Here is a 24511-nt window from a genome sequence, read left to right as displayed (position 1 = left end):
TGACAACAAAATCACCAACTAGATTGACTTATGCCGGAAATCTAATAAAAAAGGTGGGTTAAACCCACCTTTGTTCTTCACAACAATTTCAACCCACTAAATTAAAATACAATATTTCTATGATATTAGCAACAATTAAAAAATATTACTATAGTTGTAAATTTACTATTACAACTAGCCTATTTATATAGTGAACACAGCTATTTATGAGTTATTTAGTTACATTATGATTTATCTTATGCTATAGTTTTAAATAAGAAATTGGTCTGTGTTTAAGTATGGATGAATGAAGATAAGTGAATTGAAATTTAGGTATTACAATGAAAAAATTAATGATGTTACTATGTCTTTCTTGTTTTTCAAGCATAGCATTCGCTAGTGGTAGTACTACTCCAGCTGATGCTGCTTCAGATACAGAAATAAAATTAGAAGGATGTTTTGATTTCCAATCTGGTTATAGAAATCAGAAAAAATTGTCAGGGACAAGTAAAAATATTACTGATAATAAGAAAAATCTTGGATTTTATACGGAATCTGCTTTTATGGCTACTGTCAAGCAAGAATTGAATGATGTAACAGCTGGAGCTAAAATAGTTTTACTACCAACAACTAAACCAAAACTTTCTGCAGCTTATAATGGTTCTCATATTTTTTTAGCAACAGACTATGGTAAAGTAGAGTTAGGATCTCCTGGTGACGCTGCTTCTAAGATAGGTGTTGGTACTGGTTCAACTGCTGTACCACTTGGTGGTTGTGGTTGGAGTAAGTTTGCAGTGCTAGATGATGACAACATGAAATATAACGGTCTAAAGCCAGATTTTGATACATCCGGTAGCAGTACTTCTCACATGGGTTCGTTCAGCAATAGCTTTGATGACATCAGTAGTAAAACAGAGGCATCTAGAAAAGTTTCTTACTATACCCCGGAAATGCAAGGTTTTCAGTTTGGTATTTCTTATATTCCTGATTCAGCAAATACTGGTGGTAATCGTAGTCTAAAAAATTTAGACGATAATGGATTGAGTAAATTAGGGGTTGGTGTAACTAAAGTAAAAGTACCAGGTATAAATGGTGGTAAAGATAATCAGGTGATTATAAATCAGAATGTCAGAGATGCGATTTCTGCAGGAATATCCTATAAATATGAAATTATAGATGATGTATCAGTAAAAGTGGGCATTACAGGAGAGTATGGTAAACCAGCTAGTAAGATTATAGTATTAGATCCCGATGACAAGGTGTTATATAGATATAAGCTATCAAATCTAGCTGCTTACAATTTAGGAGCAATCTTTACTTACGGTAATATTTCCTGTGCAGCTTCTTATGGTAATTTAGGTAAAAGTTTAACTTCAAAAGCTTACCATAAAGTTGGTCGTAACACGCAATATTATAAGGGGGCAATTGCCTATGGGCAGGGACCTATGAAAACAAGTGTTTCCTATTTTAGATCGCTAAGGTATAAAAATACTGTTGATACAATAAGTCTTGGTACTCAGTATTTAGTAACACCAGGGTTGTTGCCTTATGCTGAAATATCTTATTTCCAAGCTAAAGGTAAACCAGTTTATTTTGTTGAAGCTCCTAAAACAAAAACTAGAGGTACTGTTGCTCTTATTGGTGCAAGGCTTAAATTCTAACTTGTGAGCATTCACAGTTTTTTTGCCGTTTTCTTATGATGAATAAAAAATCTGCTCGCCAAGCGTTTATTAGCGAGGAGACCGTAAAGTCGACGAAGCAAAATCCCAAAAATGTCCGGGAATGAGTTGCTTCGTAGGCTACGCCTTCTCGCAATAACGCTTTTATGCTGTTGTAATACTTATAGAATAAAAATTGTAGGGGACTATGCTCACACCTTCTCCCTAATAGACGTCTTATACTTTAACTTTTTTCTGTGAACGCTCACAATATCCTTCAACATTTACAAGAATGTTATTAAATATGTCACAAGGATTTAAAATGGCATTTTTAGCCCAGGTGGTAAACCAATATTACCAAAAGCATTATGCATAGAATTTTGTGAATCCTCATCAACTTTGCTTTTTGCATCACTGAAAGCTGCAACAATTAAATCTTCCAGCAACTCTTTCTCGGTCTCTTTAAGCAAAGAGGCATCAATAGAGACCTTACGAACCTCTCCTCTACCACTAACGGTAATATTTACCAACCCACCACCAGCTTTCCCAAAATATTCAGTACTTGCCATTTGCTCTTGCATTTCCTGCATTTTTTTCTGCATTGACTGAGCTTGTTTTAAAAATTGATTAAAATTTACCATGTTACATCTCTTTAATTCTTTAATAGGATATCCGAAATCGTGACATTTGGAAAGTGTTTTGTTAAAATTTCCCAATCTTTACTTAATTTTACTTTATTCATCAATTGTTCTTTAAGAGTGATTATTTGGGATTGCTTGGTAATGATAACATTCCAGTTTTTACCTGACCAAGCAAATAACAAGCTAGCAATTTGCTCTCTTATTTTATTATTCAGATCATTTCCAGCGATTTCCATAGTCTGAAGTGCAAAAGATTTTAATTCCAATTGGTTTAGCAATCTGTAATAAATTTCCATTTCATTATGCAAATGTAAAAACTCCAGAAAATCAGTCACAAGAGAAGCGGTAATTTGATGATTTTGAGTTGATTGTTGTAATATTGGTTGCTCTAATTGGTCCCCCTCATTATGTATATCCACTAATTCCTCTAATGATGGCAACATTTGTGAGTAGATGGATTTTATCACCAACATTTCAGCTTCTATTAACTGATTATGGGAAGTTTTCATTTCTATAATCCCTTTACTATATATTTGCCAGATAATAGACAATTGAGAAAGGGTAACTTTTGTTAAAATAGCTGTAACCTGATCATTAAAAGGTAAATATATAGGATTTTGATAATCAGGTAATATCTTTGCCTTATTAAGATAGGCACTAAAATCAGCAACTAAGCCTACAAAAATTTCTAAATTTGCTGAAGAGATATAAAGTTGGTTTACTAAATCAATCGACTTAGCCGCATCTTTTTGAATAATATACTCAAAGAATTTGATGATACTAGCTGTATCAACTAAACCAAGTATTTGATAAACGATTTCAGGGGTAATAACCTCCCCTGCCCCCAAACTTGTTGCTTGATCTAGTACTGAAACTGCATCTCTAGCAGACCCATCAGATCTAGATGCAATTATTTTAAGAGCCTCTATTTCAATTTTTAACTGTTCTTTTTTGGCAATTTCTTGAATTAATTGGAAAATATCATCAAATGTTAATCTTTTTAAATCATAGCGTTGACATCTAGAAATTACGGTTAATGGAATTTTTTGTGGTTCAGTAGTAGCAAATATAAATATTACATGGGCTGGTGGTTCTTCAAGAATTTTAAGTAAAGCATTAAATGCCCCTTTAGATAGCATATGAACTTCATCAATTATAAAGATACTATACCTACCAATTAGCGGCTTATAATCACTGCTTTCTATTATTTTACGAATATCATCAACACTTGTCTTACTGGCAGCATCCATTTCAATTATATCAGGATGATTATTTTTGTTAAAACTATTACAATTCTGACAATTCTCACAAGGCTCAATATACTCACCTTTAACTATTGGACTGGTACAATTAATAGTTTTAGCAACAATACGTGCTGCCGTAGTTTTACCAACTCCTCTAATACCAGTAAGAAGATAACCTTGAGATATACGATCTTTTTGAATAGTATAATTTAGAATCTTTGTTAAAACTTCTTGCCCGTATAGCTCAGAGAAATTAGTAGGACGATATTTTCTAGCGAAAGTAATATACTGATCTGTTGTTTTGGTCACGGTACCCCAAGTTTGTTTCTTACTAATTTTCTTGTCCTATTGAGTTTTATAGTCAATTGATGAGAAATTGGAGACATTGTTGCTCAATGCTCGCCTATTACTTATAGGCGTCGCTCCATCGTTCCTGCTATCTACTTCTCCTGAATTGGCTATAACATTAGTGCTGCTAAAACGAGCTAGTTTTTGAGGGTAGCGAGCTTAGCGGGCTGTAGATTTATGGGTAACTTCTAACGAAGTTCTCCACAATTCCACAGCCACAACTACAGCAATCTAAATTTTAAAAATATTTGAAACACCCAATTATTGTATTTTCAGCAATTCATTAATTTTACTAATAGACATACCTGTCATCTTAGCAATTGACCCCACGGAATTGCCATTCTTTAACAACAACTTTACCAATTCAGCTTTACCCTCAGCTTTACCCTCAACTTTACCTATATAGATACCTCTAGCTTCACCTCTAGCTTCGCCTTCTTCGATATATTTTTGTGCAATAGTTCTCATAATAACACCTTGTTCTTCTTCTGATAAATATTTGGTTAGTACTTCCTCCAATTCTGATTGCTTTGCTTCAGGAAGCTTAGCATCAGTGTACCATAAAAATGATTTTATGTAAATATAGCCTTTTTCCTTATCTACTAATATCTCTAATTTAAACCTTTGTAGAAATTCTTCCCAAAGCTTTATCATATCTCGTTGATGGATGTGTTTTAGCATATATTCTAACATCCCAACATGCTTCCTCTTCATTATTTCATCATCAGACATGCTTTGTAAATCGACCAATTGATAATCTTCTGTCATCACTTTCTTGGCTATAACTGCATCGGTAAATAAACTCCATAAATTCCTAGGAGCAGTATAAACTTCTTTACCATTATAAATTACTAAATTATATACTAATGGTAATTTCTTTCTTCCTTTTTTATGCCTTTCACACAATAATAATGTGTATTTCCATAATCGCAGAGCTGTCCAATAATCAACGCCCGACTGAGCCTCAATCAACACATAAACAAAAGCCTTACCCTGATTCTTGGTCGCAACTCCATACACTATATCACTATATTTCTTGTTTAAAGATTCTTCTATGTAGCTTTCTTTTTCTACTGTTATTTTTGATAAATCTACTAAACTCTTAAAATCATTCGGCAAATAATATTCCAAAAATTCTTGAGCTGCTACAGGATCAGCCATTATTGTTTTGACTAATGAATCATGCTTTAACTTTTTTGTCATTTGACTAACTTAACTGATTAATTTGTCATTTAGCCAAACTTGTGCCGTTCTTCCTTTAATATTTTGTATACTAAGTTATGGCAAAATCTGTTATATCTATAATATAGCAGATATTTTTGCTCCACTAATAGCTGTTTTCATTATTTTTGCGATATTGCTTATTTTATTATTCCATAACTAGTGCATTAGCAAGAACAGGTAGTGGTGTGGCAATCCACATTTATTGGTTAATTAATGATTTAAAGTGAGATAAACCATCTTCTTCGTATCTAGATAATAAATTATGTAAACCATCAGGTAAAAAGTTAAGATTTATCAGTTCATTAAATTTTACCCAATGGAATTTTAAGTGATCTTCCTTTGATTTAACTTCTCTATTTATAGATAAATCTTTTGAAATAACTTTAAAAATTATGCAATGCTCATGAACAGCTTTGCCATTATAATCCCATATATTTTCTATCATGCCAACAAAGTTGCCTAATTCAAAATTAATTAGACCAATTTCTTCTCTTAGTTCTCTTGATAATGCGGTATGAATTGGCTCTTGATACTTTATGTGACCACCAGGCAAAAATAGATTTTTTCCATTGTCAGCAACTAACACAGAATCTTCATCTCTTATATAAGCCCGTGCAATAGCATGAATTTTGTTTATTTTCATAATAGACCTCTTGCATAACCTAATCTAATTGGTAATTTTGTTGTCAAAACTCGTCTCCGTTCCTCACGTACATCTTAGTACGCTGCAGTACTCGACTTCGTTTTTCCTAAAAATTCCTCAATTATCTTTAGGTTATGCAAGAGGTCTAATATATATATGCTAGTAATGACCCACCAGAGACTATTTTGGCTGCTTCCTTTCGAACCTGACCAACTGAACATAGCCAATGCCCACTACTAGCATGTGATAAAATAGTGCTTTTTTCATCTATAGGCAAGCTATTTAACTAGCTAAATTATATTTTTTTTCTATATCGCTTTTGTTCAGTCTCTTTGGTGCTCCAAATATGTCTGGATGTTTGAGCTTGAACAAATCATCATCAAAATTCTGTACTTTTGCAATATGATTAAATTTTATGGTAATAACATTGTCATCCTCAAGTATTTTTAACATTTTCATCTGTTTAGTCTCTTTGTCAAAGGTAATTTGACTACGTCGCTCTGATAAAGTATGATAAATAGTAATTTCAAACATATTATCTCGATCTATCGTCGACTCAATTTTAAAATATTTATCAAAATCTATGCTGTCTTCTAACAAAAAATTAAATACGTTCTCCTCTGCCTTAATGCGACTTACATGTTTCATATCATAGTCATATACCGACACATAGTTAGCATTACCAATAACCACCAAAGGAAATGGTGGATAATAATTACAGCGAAATTCCGGTTTATTAATTAACAGCTTCCCTTTAGCCTGATTTCCCGCCGAATCTTCTTGGATAAAATCCACAGCAATAGATTTTATTTCCCGTAAATATATTTTGAGCTGGTCAATAGCCTGGTTGTCAACAGGTCTATTCTCTAACTGTTCAGCCTGTTTTTTAACTACAAAAAAATTTTCAGCATGAGCTGCATGGGTTATAGTTAGAAGAAAATAAACAACAATAATACCTTTACAAAACCAGTTAGTCATTTATACCTACATAAAGTTACATTTGTTTTGTATACTACATGAAGATATTATTATTTCAATTTATTTTCCGCAGCTGGTTCAACACATCTTCAGCATGTTTAGCCACTTGCACTTTTGACCAAATGTGAGCTATCGTACCTTTTTTGTCTATTAAAAAGGTAGTTCTCTCGACCCCCATATATTTTTTACCAAACATCGATTTTTCTACCCAAACTCCATATTTTTCACAAGTATCAGAGTTAGAATCTGACGCAAGATCAAAATCCAAACAATATTTTTTCTTGAATTTGTCATGAGAATCTAAACTGTCCTTTGATACACCAACAATTACGGTATTCATTTTTTTAAATTCTGGCTTTAGCCTATTAAAATCACCTGCTTCAATAGTACAGCCTGGTGTATCATCTTTCGGATAAAAATATAATACCACAAACTTACCTGATAAATCTGATAAATTGATTTTACTATTTTCGCCTATTGGCATAGTAAAATTTGGTGCAATATCGCCTACTTTTAATATCATAACCACTCCTTTTTTGTACTTTTTTGCGTCTCATAGTCCAGTTTACACTCTAATTTTTTTTAGGCAAATGATAAATTACAAAAATCACTATTAATGAAATTGCCAAAGCAAACCAAGTAATGGCATATTCTAAATGATCATTTCTGACATTCAGCAAATTTTTAATTGATAGACTTTTTAGAATATCAGAATGATTACCTTTACCTTCCATAATTAAATAAAAATTCTCTAATGTTAAACCAAGAATATCAGATGCTTGAGTTAAGTCTAAAGTAAACCAAACATTATTTTTAACATCATTATCTAAGACAAACAGCTTGGTTTTCTCCCCAGGGAGAATCACACCAGTAATTTCCGTCGAATCATCTGTTATATTATCAATATCTTTCTTATACCTCGCAGCAAACCACCCTAGGGCAACTAAGATTATCTTGTTATCATCAGTTTGAAAAGGTCTGACTAAATAATAACCATCTTTTTCCGTGGCCATTGATTTACGTCCATAAAGATGCAAATTCTTACCAACCAAAAAATGCCCCTTCATTTTTACTTTAGCATATAATTTATCTACACTAAGTGTTTTTATATCAAGAGGAGAATTATTAAGGTTATTTTTTATTGAACTTAAAAATAGTTCTTTTTCCTGTAATCTAGCAACTTGCCAAAACCCCAGTGATAAAAGGATGACAAATGCTAATATAGTAAGCAATAAAGGTAGTAACTGTACTTGACACTTACCGATTTTTAAAGTCTTGGACATCATAATTCCTATTAAACTGAGGTCGATTACTGGAAAGTTGATACTCATGTACAACCAAATAATCTCATAGTATTCCCATTCTATCAATTATATATTGTACGGAACTTTTATGTCAGAGGCATGGATAGGAAAATCTTTGGTATTTCTAGTTATTAACAAACCATTGCAATATTTAGCTGTTGCCCATATTATTGCATCAGGTAGTTTGATTTTATGCTCTTTTCTAATAGAGATGGCAATTTCAGCTATTTCTTTATTTAAGTCAATTATGGTAAAATTATCTAAGAACTCTCTGGTGGTTTCGTCGTTATCCTCTGACGCTCCAACTAATATTTCCATTTTAGTTATTATACTAATTTGACAATCTTTATATTGCTCAAGTTCTTTACTAGCCACTGTATGTCCTAACAAATAATCTATCAATATATTAGTATCAAATAATACTTTCATTCACCCCACTCACCACGTAATTTTTGTTGATATAATAAGCCATCCAATTTTTGATCTTTCCATATACCAAATGCTGATTTATAGCCTTTTTTACTTTTAGTATAATTGGTTATGTAGTCAGCCAAAGCTTGTCTTATAATTTCTGCCCTCGACACTTTTTTTTTCTTTGATAGTTGATTCAAAATTTTTACTTGCATGTCAGGTATATCAATAATAGTTCTCATACTATGCTACTATATTAGTTATCATTATCTGATATATAATAATGTACTTTATTAATTTTTTCAAGAATGATCTTACAATTGCTTCATAGGCTTACGCCTCCTCGTAATCTGATATATCCCCACGAAATTAAGCACGACAAAGCTCCGTCTTTATAATAGATGCCAGGGGTTCTAGCAATGGTTTTATGGCATGCAGATAATTAAATTCAATAATAAATTTCCCAAGGGTAAAATACGAATAAATCTTTTTATCTTTTACTGTGTTAGGTTGGAAAATTCTTTGCATACCTTGGCTATAGCCTACCACACCTATAACCCAATATGTTATAATAACAATGGCAGATAGTAACATTAAAACTCCCCATCTATTCACATCTAAAGTTCTAATATATCTTCCAGCAAGACCAATTTGATGATTTTTTATCACTCGAAACGTTTCCTCTATTTGCATACGTTTGCTATATAACCTCACTATTTCCGCTCCCTTATATTCATCAGAACTTAAGTTAGTTACCAATATCCAAGGTTCTTTTGCAGCTTTGTTATATGAACCATTTGCTGTTTTACTGCTAGTACGATTCCTGCTAACCTTCTGCACTCGCCCCTTAGGGACTTTGCAAGTTGTAACCATTCTGCAGGAATATTTATGAGCTTTGGTTAGCAGAATCGTACCACATTCCATCGTTTTTGAACCAATTGATGGCATGAAATTTTCAACTGATATCCAATCCTCATTCTTAGCTAATTTTAAATCTTTTCCTTGTCGTACCCGACACACCCAACTCCACCCTTGTTTTTCTATTTCCTTAAACCATTCAATATGAAAGCCAGCGTCCATAATCACAATTACCTTTTTACCATAAGGTATTATACTCTTTAATTTATTTAGAAATTCTACCGTTCTGCCCTTTAATTCACCTTCTTCAAACACATCTTGATACAAAGGTAAACTCATCCCTCTTGTACAAAATTAACGCATTTAAACGATTATTATGTATAAAAGGACAATGTTCTTTTATTACTTCATTTAATACTGTTTTTACATCCATAACCTACTATCTCCATCATCATTAAATAATGAAGATATTCTATCAATTCTTGCTATTTTGCAATAATTTCGTGGGGATACATCAGCTCGCAATGACGATTTTTAAATGCATTCCTATCTTAGTTTTAGCGAAGACAAACCAATTAGAGCAAATATTATAGCTATAATCCAGAAACGTATCACAACTTTTGACTCTGACCAGCCATGTTTCTCAAAATGGTGATGCAACGGAGCCATTTTGAAAAGTCTTTTACCACGAGTAGCTTTAAAATAATATACTTGAATAATTACTGATAAAGTTTCAATAACAAATAACCCACCAATAATTGCTAGAACAAATTCGTGTTTGGCAATAACGCTAACAATACCAAGAGCACCGCCGAGGCTTAGGCTACCAGTATCTCCCATAAAAATTTCTGCTGGCTGGGCATTAAACCATAAAAATCCTAGGCTAGCACCAACAATTGAAGCACAGAAGATAGTTAATTCAGAAATATTTGCTACATAAATAATTTGCAGATAATTTGCATAGAAACTATTACCCACCAAGTAAATAATTAAGGTAAAAGAACCTGCAGTAATAGCAATCGGCACGATGGCAAGACCATCAAGACCATCAGTTAGATTCACCGCATTTGATGCCCCAACTATAACAAACATACTAAAAGGAATGTAAAATAATCCCAAATCAATCAATAAATTCTTAAAAAATGGAATAGTCAGCAGGTTATTTCCTTGATTATTGGCATCCCTTAACAATAAACAAGCAATTAGACAAATAGTAAACTGAAATAATAATTTCTTCTTACCGCTAACTCCTTTATGGTGGTTTTTTGTTACTTTAGCGTAATCATCCATAAAACCAAGTATACCAAAGCTAATAAAGACAAATAACACTATCCATATATATTTATTAGTAAGGTCAGAGAATAAGAGAGTAGAAAGACAAACGCTGAGGATAATCATTATCCCGCCCATAGTTGGTGTCCCTACTTTTGCTTTGTGGGTTTCTGGTCCGTAGTCACGAATTGGTTGACCATATTTTTGTAAATCTCGTAAAATTCTAATTATTCTAGGTCCTATCAAAAAAGAAATAGTCAAACTAAATAATATGGCAAGCCCTATACGGAAAGTAATATAGTGGAATAAATTTGCGACATGCAACTTATGTATATAGGGGGCAAGAAGGTTGTATATCACTAGTGTAACTCAAAAGATTGGATGATTTTACTAAGTTGGGTACTATTTGACCCTTTTATTAAGATTAATTCATTGCCCTTAAGTAATTTACTTAAGTTTTCTATTAACAGATCAACATTATCAAAATGTATTTTTTCTATTTCGTTTGGCAAAGATTGATAGATATATTGGGTATTATTGCCTACTAAAAAAACTCTGTTGGCACCAGAATCGAGAATTGCTGGTATTAAATCTTTGTGGAATTTTATCGAATTGTCTCCCAATTCTAACATATCACCTATTATAGCAATTTTTTTCTTACCACTAAGCTGTTTTAGATATAATAAAGCAGCTTTTACTGATTCTGGATTAGCATTATAATAATCACATATAATTTGGTAGTCCTGACCATGATATTTGGCATTGATTAGCTTACCCCTACCATCCATTAATAATATTTTGCTTAATTGTCTTGCTGCTACATTAATATCTAAGTTCAATATGGCTGACATCTGAAGAGCTATAGTATAATTTCTAGCATAATGTTCTGGTACAAGGGGAATCTCGATATCTATTTTAGTATTATGAATCGAATAACGTAAACGAACTTGTTGGGTAATTTGTTGATATTCATATGATATTAAGCTACAATCTGCATATGGTGATGTGCCAAAACTATATATATTATTAATCGATAATTGCTTAAGATTTTGTAAAACTTGGTTATAATATGGGCTATCTAAATCTATAACAGCTATACCATCTTTTGACATTCCTTCAAAAATTTCACATTTAGCATCAACCAAATGCAGTTGAGACTGAAAAAATTCAAGATGAGCTTCTGATATTGTAGTAATGACTGATATATCAGGTCTAACCATTTTTGTTAGAGCTCTTATTTCTCCTGGATGATTCATACCCATTTCAAAAACAGCATATTCTATATCATCTGGTAGAGAAGCAAGATTTATAGGTACACCAAGATGGTTATTGAAATTTCCTCGACTAGCAAAAGTAGAGCCAAAGTGACTTAGTACAGTTTTGATTGCTTCCTTAGTTCCAGTTTTACCACTACTGCCAGTAACCCCAATAAACTTCGCCTGGGATTTCTGCCGTTTATACTCTGCCATCTGATGCAAGGCAGTTAAGGTATCAGGAACCATAATTACTTTTTCATTAGGCAACCCTGTTATTTCCTGACTAATAATTACCGCATTTGCCCCACGTTCTAGAGCATGTAACGCATAATTATGTCCATCATTATCTCCTTTAAGAGCAATGAACAAATCACCATATGTAACGGAATTAGAATTGAATTGAACTTGTCCACCATGAATATCAGGATGTACCTCTATATTCAATGCATTACTCAAGTCTCTTGCTGACCAAATCATTATATTATATCTTACGTAAAGTTCAAAAGTGAGAGTTTACAGAAAAAAGTTAAAGTACAAGACGTCATGTCATTGCGAGACCATTTAATGGTTGAAGCAATCCATTTTTTGTTACTTTTATGGATTGCTTCGTCGCTAGCCACTCCTCGCAATGACGCTTATACTTTAACTTTTTCCATGAACGCTCACATTCAAGACAATTCTTACCCCAATTTTGCTTTAATTGTCAATAAGTTTATTCTTATTTTGTAGAGCTTTATTGGCTATATCGAAGTCGTTAAAGGGTAGTTTTTTATTACCGATTATCTGATAATTTTCGTGACCTTTGCCGGCAATTAGCAAAATATCATCTTTTTGTAAATTATGTATCGTCTCAGTAATTGCTATTTTTCTATTTTTTATTTCTATAAAACTATTAGTGATCGCTATAATAGCTGGTATAATTTGCTGCCGTATTAATTTTGGATCTTCGTTTCTTGGATTGTCATCAGTAATAATAATCTCATCAGCAATTTTCGCCGCAACTTGCCCCATTAATGGTCTTTTACTGCTATCTCTATCACCACCACAGCCAAAAATTACTTTTAATAACCCCTTATCTGATTTTATTTTTCTTAACTCCAGTAAACTTTTTTCCAAAGCATCTGGGGTATGAGCATAGTCGATAAACACATTACTATTACCTACTCTCTCTAAACGCCCTTTAACTGCTTTAACTTGCGATAACTTCGATATAACTTGTTCCAAAGGAAAGCCAGTCAAATGCACCATCATAACGGCAATCAGTAAGTTACTAGCTTGAAAACTACCAACTATATCAGTAGTAAAATTATATTTTTGCCCTTTATAGTCACAAACCTTATGTCCAGGAACCTTATGTCCAGGAATTGTACTGTCGATAATTTTCAGATCGCCATTCATACCCACTGTTAAAAACTTTATATTACGTTGTTGTAAATAATGTTTAATATAATCTAATTGTGCTATTTCTGAGTTTAACACAGCCGTTCCTGTTGGCAATAAATTATCTGTAAATAATTTTAGTTTGGCTAAAAGATAATTAGCCATATTTTGGTGATAATCAAGGTGATCTTGACTAAAACTAGTAAAGCAAGCAGCATTTACTTTTACACCACATAATCTTTGTTGATCTAAACCATGGCTAGAAGCCTCAAAAGCTACATATTTTGTGTTATTCTCAGCTAGCTTATGTAAAATATGTCTAAAAGTTATAGGGTCAAGAGTAGTGAGAGCCGGGGATTTGTCTAAAATGTCTTGAACACTTAAATCCAAACCACTGGCACATTCTACGCCAATAGTCCCAATAGAACAACTTGGTACTCCTAATAATGTGTATAATTGCCTACAATATGATACTATCGAGGTTTTGCCGTTAGTACCAGTAGCAGCTACCATATATGGTGGTAATAATGGGTAGAGAATATTAGCAGCTTGACTCAGTGCCAACCGTGCATCACTCACAAGATTTATATGTACATCATTGGCGGTAATATTGGGGTTGTTTAAGCTCTCAGCATCATCTGTAATAATGAATTTCACCCCTTTATTTATTACATCATCGATAAATTTATTACCATCAGAGCTTGCTCCTTTAATCGCAAAGAATATATCGCCAGCTTTAGCTAGTCTAGAGTCACAGCACAAACTGCAAGAATTCATCTGAGAGATAATTTTATTATCAAATAGTTTTTGCAATTTAAATATAGCCTAATTAATTATTAAATAGTATATAAGTGTGTTTATCACGTATGGTAACCTATGTAAAGAGTTAGTATGATAACACTAAACCAAATTCACAGACACTTATTAGCGAGACCACGCAGCACTCCCATCATTGTGCATAGGTGTCATTGCGAGGAGCCGCTTTGCGGCGACGCGGCAATCGATAAAAGTAACCAAAAATGGATTGCTTCGTCGACCTTACGCTCTCCTCGCAATGACGGTGTGTTGCACAAAGTGCCTCCTCGCTAATAGCACCAGTTACTATGGATAACATACTAATCGGGTTAGCTATAGATAATTTTTGACAAAAATTTTACGGTCTCTCATGAAAAAGAAAGATTTATCAATTTTAATAGGTAATAGTCTAGATCATTTCGATACGAATATTTATAGCTTTCTTGCTCCAATTTTATCAATAGTCTTTTTTCCCAAAGATGAACCTATAGTTGCTTTGATCTTAACCTATGGCATGTTAGCAACTTCAATAATTACCAGACCAATTGGTTCAATAATTTTTAGTATAATTGCAAAAAAACGAGGGGCAACTTTGGCTCTATCCTATTCATTAATAGGGGTGGCTATTACCACTATGTTAATAGGAATTATACCAACTTATCAAATGATTGGCTGGTTTTCACCATTGATGCTGCTTATTATTCGAATGATGTTAGGAATTTTTGGTGAAGGAGAACATTGTATTGCCAAATTATATATTGTAGAAAATAAAACGCAGAGTCGAGGAGTGAAAGCATCTTACCTATACGAACTATCAACAATATTTGGGATTATTATTGCCTCTTCTGTCAGTGCAATTCTAATTAGTTCTAGTCACCATGAATATTGGCGTTTATGTTTTATATTAGGAGGTAGTACAGGGATTGTAGGGGTTTATCTTAGACGTTATTCCAATATGTCTCAAAGAGCAATAGAACAAAAATCTTACCCATCAAATGTGATATTGAATAATAAGTACAATATTCTGCGTATATCTATAATTAGTGGCTTTTCCTATATGACATATGTCATACCTTTTGTAGTGATGAATAGTTTTGTCCCTCTTATTACCTCTATATCTTTGGAAGCGATGATGAGTGTTAATACTCTTTTATTAATCGTAGATGCAGCAATGATTCCATTAATAGGGTATTTTGTTAAAAAATATCGTCCTGTGGATGTAATGATCGTAAGTACTAGGGTATGTCGTCACGAGATTGTGATTGCATAATTTTATGTGATTTGTTATTATAATTGTAGTAATAAAAATAGGCGATAAGAAGCAATGAGTTTAGCACATAGAAGACATGATATAAGCGATGAGCTTTGGAATAAGATAGAAAGTAATTTACCTGGTCAGAAAGGTTGTTGGGGAGGTATTGCAAGAGACAATAGAACTTTTATAAATGCAGTGATGTGGATATTTAGAACGGGAGCTCCATGGAGAGATTTGCCTCCTGATTATGGCAATTGGAAGAATGTACACAGAAGATTCTGTAGATGGCGTGATAATGGGATATGGGAGAATTTGCTAAATATTTTTATAAATGCTCCTGATTTTGAATGGTTAATGATAGATTCTACATTTGTAAAAACTCACAAAGCAGGACTTGGAGCGAAAGGCGGGAATCAAACGGTTAGTCGCACAAAAGGGGGCTCAATACAAAGGTACATATGGCCGTGGATGCGTATGGTATGCCGGTCAGAATTATTGTTACAGAAGGTTCCAGAAATGATTGTACTCAAGCTTGTGAGTTAATCCAGAATATGGAGGCACAACATCTTATGGCTGATAAAGCTTACGATACAAACGCCATAATAGAATCGGCTGTGAATGCAAACATAATTCCTGTAATACCATCAAAAAGAAACAGGAAGATTCAAAGAGAGATAGATAAATATCTATATAAGCTAAGGCACATTATTGAAAATACATTTCAAAAATTTAAAGAATGGCGTGGTATAGCAACAAGATATGCTAAAAATACAAAATCATACATGGCGGGTCTTTGTTTAAGGGCTTTACTAATGTGGGCTCAAATCTCGTGACGACATACCCTAGCATTCTATTTATTAGCATAGTACCATTATGGTTATATATGACTGATGCTTCTATATGGTATGTTAATTTTGTCCGTTTATGGATTATTGCCTTAGAGGTAACTTTCTTATGCCCACTAAATTATTGGCTTAATAGCTTATTTCATGGTTCAGATAAATATATGCTGGTTAGTATTGGTGATGCTTTAGGTACTTCAATATTTGGACGCTCTGCTCCTGCAGTGTGCATAGCTCTTTGGCACTTTACTGACTCTTCTATATCTATAGGAGTTTATATTGCAATGATTACTTTAGCTACTATATGGGCGGTGAAGAGTCGGTAGCATTACTTGCTTAATATAGCTAATCCAGAAAGTGATCAAAAATGGATCGCTTCGACCATTACATGGTCTCGCAATAACGATGGGGGTACATATATGTCATTGCGAAAAGGCGTAAGCCGACGAAACAATCCAAGAAAATAGTTAGAAATTGCTTCGTCGCTACTAAAGTAGCTCCTTGCAATAGACTTCTTTCATTAAGTATTACAGTTGCAAGCATGTGATATGAAGTCAAATGGGTTAACATGCTTGTTATTGAGGCAAATCTCAAAATGCAAATGCTCTCCTGTACTGTTACCACTATTACCTTGCACTCCAATACTCTGACCTTTAATAACCATATCTCCTTCTTTTACGTGTATTTTTTTTAAGTGAGCATATTTGGTAATGAATTTATCTGAATGTTTTATTTCTATCAAATTTCCATAAGCACTTTCTCGCCTTACGGTGGTAATTATTCCATCAGCAGAGGCATAAATGGAAGAGTTTTTGTGTCCTTTTAAGTCTGTTCCGCAATGGAATTTTTTTTGTTTTTTCCTAGGATGCTTACGCATGCCATAATGACTAGTAACCTTTACATTATATTGTGGTAACATTATAGGAATAGTAGCAGTTAGTTTATCTAATTGTCCTAGCTCCTTAATATTATCAGAACTATTTTTATTACTAGCTTTTTGAACAAGTTGTAATTCTGTTTTAGATAAGAATTTATACTTATAATTTAACTTTATCAGCAAATCTTTGATCTTAGTTGATTTAATCATTGCCTGGTTATTAATTGCTTGGCTATTAATATTCTTAGCTCCAATAGTTTTAAATTTTTGTAAAAAAGCCTTGTTATATTTTTCATTATTAATAATAAGACCAAAATTTTTTGCATAAATGCAGTTATTTTTACTTAGTGCTGCTAAATTATATTGTATAATTAAAGTGCCGTGATTTAGTTTGTAATCTTTTTGTAATTGTTGTGCCGTGACGTTTAAAAATGTCTTATTGACAGATGAGGTGCTACATCCTTGTAGGAATAATATTATAGTTAATAATAATATACAGGACTTAAGCATTTATATCCTTATAAGATTTGTTTACATAACCTAAGAAACGATTGCTTTTTATACCAAAGATAAACAGGTATTCCGCTTAATACAAATGAGATAGCTTTTATTGTAACATTTAATGGTGTTTCATAAATAATCCATAGGCAAAAGGTCATTGATCCTAGGGCAATTAACCATTGAGATGTTGAAGATTTTTCTGATTTTGTTAGCAGTAATTTTAAAAAAGCTACGCTACAGGCTAGATATACAAATAAAAAAGAGATAACGGAAAAATCAATTATTTCGGTAATTTGTTCTGATAAATCTTCATTGGTTGTACTAATCAATAATAATAATATTCCAATACAACTTATGATTAAACTCCAAATTGGAGCACCATTTTTATTTTGTTTAGCAAAAAAAGATGGCATTAAGCCGTCTTGGGCAAGTCCCAAAGCAATTTGTCCACTGATTAGTACCCAAGCATTTAACGTTCCAATACAAATAATTGAAGCAATCAAAGAAATAAGTAGATGCCACTGACCACCAAAAATTATTTGGGTAGCGTCTACATAAGGAGCTTTAGAATGTATTAAGTCTTCTGGTGGGATTAAACCAATTATTCCAACGCTATTAATGAGATATAAAATAGCAACACAAAGCGTACCTATTACTACAGCTCTTGGTATTGTTTTTGATGGGTTCATTACCGAACCAGCTTGAGCAGTTGCTGATTCTAAACCAATGAATCCCCAGAATGTTAATAATGTTACCTTACCAAGAATTTGAGAAAAAGTTAAATTAGTTATTTGCTTATCCATAACAAAATTATTACTATCAAACTGATATAATGCCGCAATTGGCACTACTATTAATGGAATGAATTTTAGAATTGCTAGTATAAACTCAGCTCGCCCTGCTACTTCCACACCTTTAAGGTTTAGCAACATAATAGCAAATAACAATAATATCTGCAAAATTAAGATCACAAAACTATTATTCACCCCAATTAAAGGTGTTAAATATGTAATAGCTGAAATAACAACTACAGCAGTACTAACCCATGAAATAACCCAATAAGTCCAGCCGGTAAAAAATGCTACATCATTACCAAATGCCTTTTTTAAATAAACATGGGGTCCACCTGTTTGTGGGAATCGGTAACAAAGTATAGCAAATAACAGTGCTAAAATTATAGCACCGCAGGAGGATAATACTCCTCCAACTAAACTAAAAATACCGTATGGTGCTAAACTTGCTGGTAATATTAAAACACTGGTGCCAATTTGGCTACCAATAACTAAAGCAAAAACTGACCAAAAACCGAGCTTTTGTGACATATAATCCTGTATTGTATGATAAACCCTGAACTTATTTCAGGCTGTAATAATTACAAACTGTACATAAAAAAATAAAAACTTGAAAATTGATAAATCAATTACTCAAGTTTTTGTAAACTATACACTAATAATATATTATTGAGTATAAACATAATTTTTTTGAAATAGGTATACTATTCCTTCAAAAATCATATTTATTCTCGTCGAAAAATAGCTCAAAATATAATTAATTAGTTATCGCAGGCATCCTCTTAGTGGATGATTTTCAAACCCAAATTGAAGTAAGAATAATCGTTACACAATGTTCTTATCGTAGGTTTGTTTAGTAATAAACATTCCGTTAGTAAAAGCAATCAACTTATTTCTATTGATCATCAGTTTGTAATTTCTCAACAAGCCATTTACTAGACTTCTGATCTACTTGTTTACCATTTTGATTAAGGATTGTAAATATATTTTTATTATTATGTTGAGAACTTTGCTGAACTTATATACTCAAATGCTTTGAAGAATTGTTTTTTGAAAATATCAGGGACTCGCATACTCACGTACCTTATGTACACTGCGTGTACTCGCCCCTCATTTTCAAACCCAATTCTCCAAATCATTTGAGTATACAAACAAAAAGGACCTCCTTTTGGAAAGGAAGCCCTTTTGTAGTAATAGATAAGTAAACTTAAATGATTAGTTTAGAAGTTTACACGAACTTTCAGAGTACCTTGGTGAGCAACATATTTATTAGCTAAATATGCATCATAACCAGCTCCATACTCCATAACTCCGGCTTTAGCAGCAATAGCTACACCAACATTATATGATGTTTTGCCACCTTTCTCAGCTCTAGTAACAAACGGATCAGTCATGCCATCTAATCTAGCATCAACTTTTCCTGACTTACCACTTAATTTGTGAGAAACAGAACCATGTAGTTCAGGAGTTATTGCAATACCATCAGTATCTATAGTAGTTGCAATTCTAGCACCGATAACAGCTTCAACTATATTGGCTTCTTTCTTAGCAAATATCTTATTTTGATGTGTTGTACCAGTTTCCTTATGCTCTGCATCATTAAACCTTGTATAACGAATTCCAGCAGTCGGGGTTAGTGATACTGAGTCAGCTAGTTTAGCATTGTAACCAAATAATACTTCTCCACCGAAAGATGTAGAATCATAACTAGCTTTAGCAGTTTCCTTACCACTAGCATGAACCTTAGTAGATACTTTTCTAACATCATTACTGTCAATTTTACTTGAACTAAAGGAAGCCACAGCTTGTACAAAGAAATCTTTATCAAGTTGTTGTGACCCATAAAGAGAGACCCCAAAAGTACCAATTTTGGTTTTTTCGTCTTTATAACCTTTAAATTTCATATCAGTATTAGCGACATTAACAGCAGCACCGATTGTTAGATTCTCATTAAATAAAGTATCGAAACCCAAGACTCCACCAAAAGATTTTGATGTATAGCCAATAGAATTATCTTTTTTATCCTGATCCTGAGTAGCTTGGCTATAATATGGCATAACCCATGCCCCCATTGATGCATTACCATCATCAGACCCAGAACTAACAGCGATTTTAGTATTTCTGTTCTGTACTATATTATCAATACTATCAGCAACACGACGAGCAGCGTCAGCACATGCTGTGGTTACATGAGCATTTTCACTATTGAAAAGTTTATCCATGACATCCTTACGTTCTTTCTTATCTAGTATAAGACTTACATCATCCGCAAATTTTGCTCCATCAGTACCACGTTTTGCAGTAAGAAGTGCCTCAACATTTTGATCATTGATAGGATCATGACCAAACTGATTCAAGTCACTTTTCATACCTTGGCGTTCATTGACCTTACGTGTAATCATTTGTTTGCCATCTCTACTTTCAATAGCCCACTCAGTATATGCACGGTTTGTGGTTGGCATTCCACCAATGAGTGTGATTTTACCATCTTTCATAACTAAGTATTTATCACCATCTATGAGGGTAAATGCAGTATCACGATAATCCTGTAAAGAAGCATCATCAATAATGTGAATACCTATAGTCTGAACATTTACTGGTAAATCACCAGCAACAGTAACAGTATTACCAAGTTTAATAGAACCAAGTTCACCATTTGCAGTTAATGTAGTTTTAATACTAACATCTTTTCCCCAAGTTCCGCCTTCTTTTAAGAATAGCTGATTAGAACCTAAATCAATATTTGCATCGATATGTGAAACAGCATCAAGTGTAACATTATCAGCAACTTTAATCTTTTCTTTACCAAAGTTAGCTGTTTTCGCACTTATAGAATCACAGCCCAAGGTTGCAGTACTGTTTTTGTCTCCATTAAATTTAATTTCCTCAAATTTATTGTCAGATTTACCAATATTACTAATAATTGTAGCATTACCTTCAAAGTTGATTTTGTTATTTGTTCCTACATTGATCAGAGTATCTTTTAAAACAACACCATCCTTAAAGCTAGCAATAGCACCACCATTAGTACTACCAATATTTAATACATCACCGGCTACTGTTCCACTAGCTGTATAAGTTATACCATCATAAATCGTAGCTTTTTTAACATGGGTACTACCACGGTTTTCGACATTTGATTTAAAATTAGCCTCTTTTAAGCGGTTATTCTCAGAACCTAAATAATCGACTAATAAATTATTACCACCAGCAACCTCAAAGTTAACAACACCTGAATTATTAGTTGTAGTGCTTACAGCAATAAAGGCATCTTGGCTTTTAACATTTAAAGCATTATCTTTAGTAAGTTGTATATCAACATAATGATCTTTTTCTCCAATATGCTGACCTGCACTAATTTCATCATCTTTTTCGTTTGTCAACTTAATTGTAGGTCTTTCGGTAGCACTACTCTTAACATTTATTCCCGCAAGTTGCATATCTTTATCTAACTCTAAGATAGCTTTATCTTTAGTGGTGAAATTAATATTCTTGAATGATATACTGTTATTAACTAATTGAACATTACCACCATTCAGTTCTAAGCTCTCGATCGCATTACCAGCATTAGTAGCACGAATTTGAGATGTTACTAATTCTACCTTATCCTTATTAACAAATCTTAGTGTTCCAACACCAGCAGCGTCAGTACTAACAACTCTTTTAACATAATAGTTACTATCTATATTTAATACAGATCTGTTTGCCAAGAGTACATCTTCTTTAAGGCGAGCTACACCAGATGTAGTTGCCTCAATACCTTCCAATACTTGGATTTCTTTAAATTTACGACTGTCTTCTCCTATATTACCTTTCAGAGTAGATTTGCCAGCAAAAATTAAAGTACCTTGATCAGCATTTTCAGTTGTTATAGAGCCAGCAACAATATCATTATTACTATATAGAGTTAAAATATTATCTCCTTTAAACTGAATTTCCTTTAATATACCTTTATCAGCAGTGCTTGTATTATATAGTGAGATATTGTTACTAATTACAACTTTAGCACTCTCTGCATTTTCCAAGGTTCCCAAGGCATACTTAACATCAGCAATATCCAACTTAACTGTCGAAGATTCTTTGCTAAAATCAATTCCACCAACATTAACAAAACCTACATTAGGGGCAACAACAAATTGAGGATTCTGTCCAGCCAATACTATTTTATCTAAAGCCTTAGAGTTGTTTTGAGAAGGATCAGTTCCTATATCACCCACAATTATTAAATCCTTGTTAGAGGCCATTGCACTTGCATTAATAGTACCACCACCAACTTCACTTATTCGAGCTGTAATGGTTACATTGTTAGATTTATTATTTAAGGCTAATGTTCCTCCACCAGTCTCAGTAAAGATATTAGCAGCTTCAATCGTATCAGTATCTAATGTTACTGTTTTATCCTTATCAGTGATATTAATCTTACCAAGGGCTCCACCCTGACAAATAGTACCCTTAATTTCAGCATCACCTAAGAAAGTTAGATTTGGAGCAAAAGCATTAGTTTTATTAATATGACCAGTCAATTCATAACCGTCAGCAAATATAAGATTTATACCATTGCCCAATGCTTTTATTTCCGTTACATCATTCCCTTTAGTTCCTGAAAATGTCAAACTACCACCAACAATTGTAATAGCATCTAACCTAACTGCCTTACCGTCAAATTTTTCATCACCAGCAAGAAAATTTATCGTTCCTTTTCTGTCATTATTATTTACTTTACCATAAAATTCTCCTGCAAGTGTTTTGTTAGCAGAAACTTCAATTGTACTGGTGGTGTTATTGAAGTCTACTACACCAAGATTGGCATTATCTTGAAGAGCCAATGCTGAGTCCACAATCATTTTTGTTTTTCCATCATCACCTACATCAACTTCACCACGTCTGAAAATGATGTTTTCACCGTTTAACTCAATTTCCTTACTATATACTTTCCCTGAAATGGTTGCAGCATTACCAACAGCAGTAACTATGAGTTTCTTAGCTCTATGCTCCTTATCTTGACCGATTACGGTTGTATTAAGAGCCTTAGAAGAAAGCTCACCAGCTACAGCTGTAGTATCAAGACTAATTACACCATAATTGTCCGTAAGAGTACCAGCATTTTTACCACCAAGCGATCCATAGTCAACTACAAAATCCCTGGAACCAGGATCTATAGAAGTAAGTAACAATTTACCTGTACCAGTAGTACCAAAGTTGATAGCACTATCACGGTCTTGCTGAAGGTGTAATATATTAAGACCAGCAGTATCAGTTTTAAATTGAGCAGTACTGCCATCGCTGATATTAATTGTGTGAGCTGAGGCAACACTGTGCTTGTTGAATTGTGTTACGAAAGCAGCACCAGTATTATTAATATTCAATGTTGCATTCTGACCATTAACTATCTCAAAATTAGCAAAATCGATGTTATCATGATGAGCAGGATCAATATTTAAGATCGAACCAGCATTGAAAGTAATTGCACCTAAACGATCATAAATGTTACGAGCAATAGCACTAGTACCCCCACCAGTACCAGTTAAAGTCACAACTTGATCTGCTAGTATCGCTATATTAAGAACATGAGCATGATTAGCATCACCACCGATAGAACCAATAGATGTAGGTCCAGTGCTAATAGTTAGCAGACCAGGAGCATTAACAGCAGCAGCACCACCAGTGCTAATTGCGTGTATGTTTTGCCCCCCAACAAGGTTAGCATCAACATTATAAGCACCACCACCACCATAGATAATATCCTGTCCTGTAATAAATGGGGTTCCACCATTTAGACCTCCACCAGCACGTAGGTCGGTTTTACCTCCTACCGTCCTAGTCACAGCAAACGCTGAACTACTTGCACCAACTATCACCGAGGCAACAGAAGCAGTAGTCAGCAAATTTTTCAAGAAATTGCTTTTTTTTCTTTTGTTATTCATAATTTTTCCTAATTTAAGTTAATTTATTTTCTAAATCAGTTTCTTGGAGTAATTAACTCTAAAACCTGTAATGTCCTTTCCGTGTTCTAATTATGTCCCTCCTACACGAAGTTCTGGTTATTTTCCCCTCATCTTATGTTATTCTTAGCAACAGCGAGAATATCAGGTTTTTTAGATTCCCATCGTTGCTAAGAATAACATCATTTTTGAGGGGACGACACCTTTTTTGCAGAGACGACAGCCTTTTTACATGGATGACACTATCTATTCTACATAAAACCCTTTTAGAATATCCACGCAAGTACTATATATGTAAAATTAATTAATTAC

20 protein-coding genes and 1 other RNA gene are annotated in these 24511 nt (G+C 33.4%); 4 read left to right on the top strand and 17 right to left on the bottom strand.

Annotation, left to right across the window (positions count from 1 at the left end):
- The first annotated feature begins 320 nt into the window (after window positions 1-320).
- Window positions 321-1640, top strand: coding sequence for a porin (locus ACFELW_RS02010; RefSeq protein WP_375330274.1), 1320 nt, complete (start codon window positions 321-323; stop codon window positions 1638-1640).
- A gap of 314 nt (window positions 1641-1954) precedes the next feature.
- On the opposite strand, the gene ACFELW_RS02005 is transcribed toward ACFELW_RS02010, so the two are convergent.
- From ACFELW_RS02005 to ACFELW_RS01935, 14 genes are all read right to left on the bottom strand, one after another.
- A complete protein-coding gene (locus ACFELW_RS02005; RefSeq protein ID WP_094648943.1) occupies window positions 1955-2278 on the bottom strand; it encodes a YbaB/EbfC family nucleoid-associated protein in 324 nt (107 codons plus the stop codon).
- 11 nt (window positions 2279-2289) lie between these two features.
- On the bottom strand, window positions 2290-3831 hold the full coding sequence (dnaX, locus tag ACFELW_RS02000) for a DNA polymerase III subunit gamma/tau (RefSeq protein WP_375330273.1): 1542 nt from the start codon (window positions 3829-3831) through the stop codon (window positions 2290-2292).
- Window positions 3832-4131: 300 nt separating this feature from the next.
- Entirely contained in the window at window positions 4132-5073 is a 942-nt protein-coding gene (locus ACFELW_RS01990) for an Rpn family recombination-promoting nuclease/putative transposase (protein ID WP_375330272.1), read from the bottom strand.
- A 220-nt stretch (window positions 5074-5293) separates the two neighbouring features.
- Window positions 5294-5737 (bottom strand): NUDIX domain-containing protein, encoded by a 444-nt coding sequence (locus tag ACFELW_RS01985; protein ID WP_375330271.1) that lies wholly within the window; start codon window positions 5735-5737, stop codon window positions 5294-5296.
- 151 nt (window positions 5738-5888) lie between these two features.
- An RNA gene (gene ffs / locus ACFELW_RS01980) (signal recognition particle sRNA small type) lies at window positions 5889-5982 on the bottom strand.
- A gap of 37 nt (window positions 5983-6019) precedes the next feature.
- Window positions 6020-6715, bottom strand: a complete 696-nt coding sequence (locus ACFELW_RS01975; protein ID WP_375330270.1) for an outer-membrane lipoprotein carrier protein LolA — start codon at window positions 6713-6715, stop codon at window positions 6020-6022.
- Between the two features lie 55 nt (window positions 6716-6770).
- On the bottom strand, window positions 6771-7238 hold the full coding sequence (gene bcp / locus ACFELW_RS01970; RefSeq protein ID WP_341759769.1) for a thioredoxin-dependent thiol peroxidase: 468 nt from the start codon (window positions 7236-7238) through the stop codon (window positions 6771-6773).
- A 49-nt stretch (window positions 7239-7287) separates the two neighbouring features.
- Entirely contained in the window at window positions 7288-8001 is a 714-nt protein-coding gene (locus ACFELW_RS01965) for an SURF1 family protein (protein WP_375330269.1), read from the bottom strand.
- Between the two features lie 84 nt (window positions 8002-8085).
- On the bottom strand, window positions 8086-8448 hold the full coding sequence (locus ACFELW_RS01960) for a type II toxin-antitoxin system VapC family toxin (protein WP_094648949.1): 363 nt from the start codon (window positions 8446-8448) through the stop codon (window positions 8086-8088).
- Window positions 8445-8672 carry a CopG family transcriptional regulator gene (locus ACFELW_RS01955; RefSeq protein WP_341748994.1) on the bottom strand — a complete coding sequence of 76 codons (228 nt, stop codon included), beginning with the start codon at window positions 8670-8672 and terminating at the stop codon, window positions 8445-8447. The genes ACFELW_RS01960 and ACFELW_RS01955 overlap by 4 nt, the downstream gene beginning before the upstream one ends.
- A gap of 127 nt (window positions 8673-8799) precedes the next feature.
- Complete coding sequence (locus ACFELW_RS01950) at window positions 8800-9627, bottom strand: IS4 family transposase (protein WP_375330268.1); 828 nt, start codon at window positions 9625-9627, stop codon at window positions 8800-8802.
- A 207-nt stretch (window positions 9628-9834) separates the two neighbouring features.
- Entirely contained in the window at window positions 9835-10920 is a 1086-nt protein-coding gene (gene mraY, locus ACFELW_RS01945; RefSeq protein ID WP_375330267.1) for a phospho-N-acetylmuramoyl-pentapeptide-transferase, read from the bottom strand.
- Window positions 10920-12293 carry a UDP-N-acetylmuramoyl-tripeptide--D-alanyl-D-alanine ligase gene (locus ACFELW_RS01940; RefSeq protein WP_375330266.1) on the bottom strand — a complete coding sequence of 458 codons (1374 nt, stop codon included), beginning with the start codon at window positions 12291-12293 and terminating at the stop codon, window positions 10920-10922. Before ACFELW_RS01940 ends, mraY begins: the two co-directional genes overlap by 1 nt.
- Before the next feature lie 219 nt (window positions 12294-12512).
- Entirely contained in the window at window positions 12513-13973 is a 1461-nt protein-coding gene (locus ACFELW_RS01935) for a UDP-N-acetylmuramoyl-L-alanyl-D-glutamate--2,6-diaminopimelate ligase (RefSeq protein ID WP_375330491.1), read from the bottom strand.
- A gap of 388 nt (window positions 13974-14361) precedes the next feature.
- Between ACFELW_RS01935 and ACFELW_RS01930 the strand changes: the two genes are divergently transcribed.
- From ACFELW_RS01930 to ACFELW_RS01920, 3 genes are all read left to right on the top strand, one after another.
- Window positions 14362-15261: an MFS transporter gene (locus ACFELW_RS01930; protein ID WP_375330265.1), complete on the top strand. Its 900-nt coding sequence runs from the start codon at window positions 14362-14364 to the stop codon at window positions 15259-15261.
- A 54-nt stretch (window positions 15262-15315) separates the two neighbouring features.
- Window positions 15316-16079 (top strand): IS5 family transposase gene (locus ACFELW_RS01925; RefSeq protein ID WP_375329687.1). Its coding sequence is split into 2 segments (ribosomal slippage): window positions 15316-15673 and window positions 15673-16079, totalling 765 coding nucleotides; the frame shifts between segments, so codons are not numbered across the junction.
- The gene (locus tag ACFELW_RS01920; protein WP_375330264.1) at window positions 16076-16414 is read left to right on the top strand and encodes a hypothetical protein; all 339 of its coding nucleotides are present in this window, start codon (window positions 16076-16078) and stop codon (window positions 16412-16414) included. Before ACFELW_RS01925 ends, ACFELW_RS01920 begins: the two co-directional genes overlap by 4 nt.
- 194 nt (window positions 16415-16608) lie before the next feature.
- On the opposite strand, the gene ACFELW_RS01915 is transcribed toward ACFELW_RS01920, so the two are convergent.
- The 3 genes from ACFELW_RS01915 to ACFELW_RS01905 all read right to left on the bottom strand — a co-directional run bounded on the left by ACFELW_RS01915 (window position 16609) and on the right by ACFELW_RS01905 (window position 24181).
- Window positions 16609-17475 carry a M23 family metallopeptidase gene (locus ACFELW_RS01915; RefSeq protein ID WP_375330263.1) on the bottom strand — a complete coding sequence of 289 codons (867 nt, stop codon included), beginning with the start codon at window positions 17473-17475 and terminating at the stop codon, window positions 16609-16611.
- Window positions 17476-17483: 8 nt separating this feature from the next.
- Window positions 17484-18788 carry an APC family permease gene (locus tag ACFELW_RS01910; RefSeq protein ID WP_375330262.1) on the bottom strand — a complete coding sequence of 435 codons (1305 nt, stop codon included), beginning with the start codon at window positions 18786-18788 and terminating at the stop codon, window positions 17484-17486.
- A 689-nt stretch (window positions 18789-19477) separates the two neighbouring features.
- A complete protein-coding gene (locus tag ACFELW_RS01905) occupies window positions 19478-24181 on the bottom strand; it encodes an autotransporter domain-containing protein (protein ID WP_375330261.1) in 4704 nt (1567 codons plus the stop codon).
- Between the last annotated feature and the right edge of the window lie 330 nt (window positions 24182-24511).

This window comes from Candidatus Tisiphia endosymbiont of Nemotelus uliginosus (assembly GCF_964264755.1).
Taxonomy (GTDB): Bacteria; Pseudomonadota; Alphaproteobacteria; order Rickettsiales; family Rickettsiaceae; genus Tisiphia.
This window is presented reverse-complemented; position numbering and strand designations above follow the sequence as displayed.

Excerpts from the sequence above, each read along its gene's own strand:
- ACFELW_RS02010 (WP_375330274.1), top strand. The coding sequence starts at position 321 with ATGAAAAAATTAATGATGTTACTATGTCTTTCTTGTTTTTCAAGCATA.
- ACFELW_RS02005 (WP_094648943.1), bottom strand. The coding sequence starts at position 2,278 with ATGGTAAATTTTAATCAATTTTTAAAACAAGCTCAGTCAATGCAGAAA.
- ACFELW_RS01990 (WP_375330272.1), bottom strand. The coding sequence starts at position 5,073 with ATGACAAAAAAGTTAAAGCATGATTCATTAGTCAAAACAATAATGGCT.
- ACFELW_RS01985 (WP_375330271.1), bottom strand. The coding sequence starts at position 5,737 with ATGAAAATAAACAAAATTCATGCTATTGCACGGGCTTATATAAGAGAT.
- ACFELW_RS01975 (WP_375330270.1), bottom strand. The coding sequence starts at position 6,715 with ATGACTAACTGGTTTTGTAAAGGTATTATTGTTGTTTATTTTCTTCTA.
- bcp (WP_341759769.1), bottom strand. The coding sequence starts at position 7,238 with ATGATATTAAAAGTAGGCGATATTGCACCAAATTTTACTATGCCAATA.
- ACFELW_RS01965 (WP_375330269.1), bottom strand. The coding sequence starts at position 8,001 with ATGATGTCCAAGACTTTAAAAATCGGTAAGTGTCAAGTACAGTTACTA.
- ACFELW_RS01960 (WP_094648949.1), bottom strand. The coding sequence starts at position 8,448 with ATGAAAGTATTATTTGATACTAATATATTGATAGATTATTTGTTAGGA.
- ACFELW_RS01955 (WP_341748994.1), bottom strand. The coding sequence starts at position 8,672 with ATGAGAACTATTATTGATATACCTGACATGCAAGTAAAAATTTTGAAT.
- ACFELW_RS01950 (WP_375330268.1), bottom strand. The coding sequence starts at position 9,627 with ATGAGTTTACCTTTGTATCAAGATGTGTTTGAAGAAGGTGAATTAAAG.
- ACFELW_RS01940 (WP_375330266.1), bottom strand. The coding sequence starts at position 12,293 with ATGATTTGGTCAGCAAGAGACTTGAGTAATGCATTGAATATAGAGGTA.
- ACFELW_RS01935 (WP_375330491.1), bottom strand. The coding sequence starts at position 13,973 with ATGAATTCTTGCAGTTTGTGCTGTGACTCTAGACTAGCTAAAGCTGGC.
- ACFELW_RS01930 (WP_375330265.1), top strand. The coding sequence starts at position 14,362 with ATGAAAAAGAAAGATTTATCAATTTTAATAGGTAATAGTCTAGATCAT.
- ACFELW_RS01915 (WP_375330263.1), bottom strand. The coding sequence starts at position 17,475 with ATGCTTAAGTCCTGTATATTATTATTAACTATAATATTATTCCTACAA.
- ACFELW_RS01910 (WP_375330262.1), bottom strand. The coding sequence starts at position 18,788 with ATGTCACAAAAGCTCGGTTTTTGGTCAGTTTTTGCTTTAGTTATTGGT.
- ACFELW_RS01905 (WP_375330261.1), bottom strand. The coding sequence starts at position 24,181 with ATGAATAACAAAAGAAAAAAAAGCAATTTCTTGAAAAATTTGCTGACT.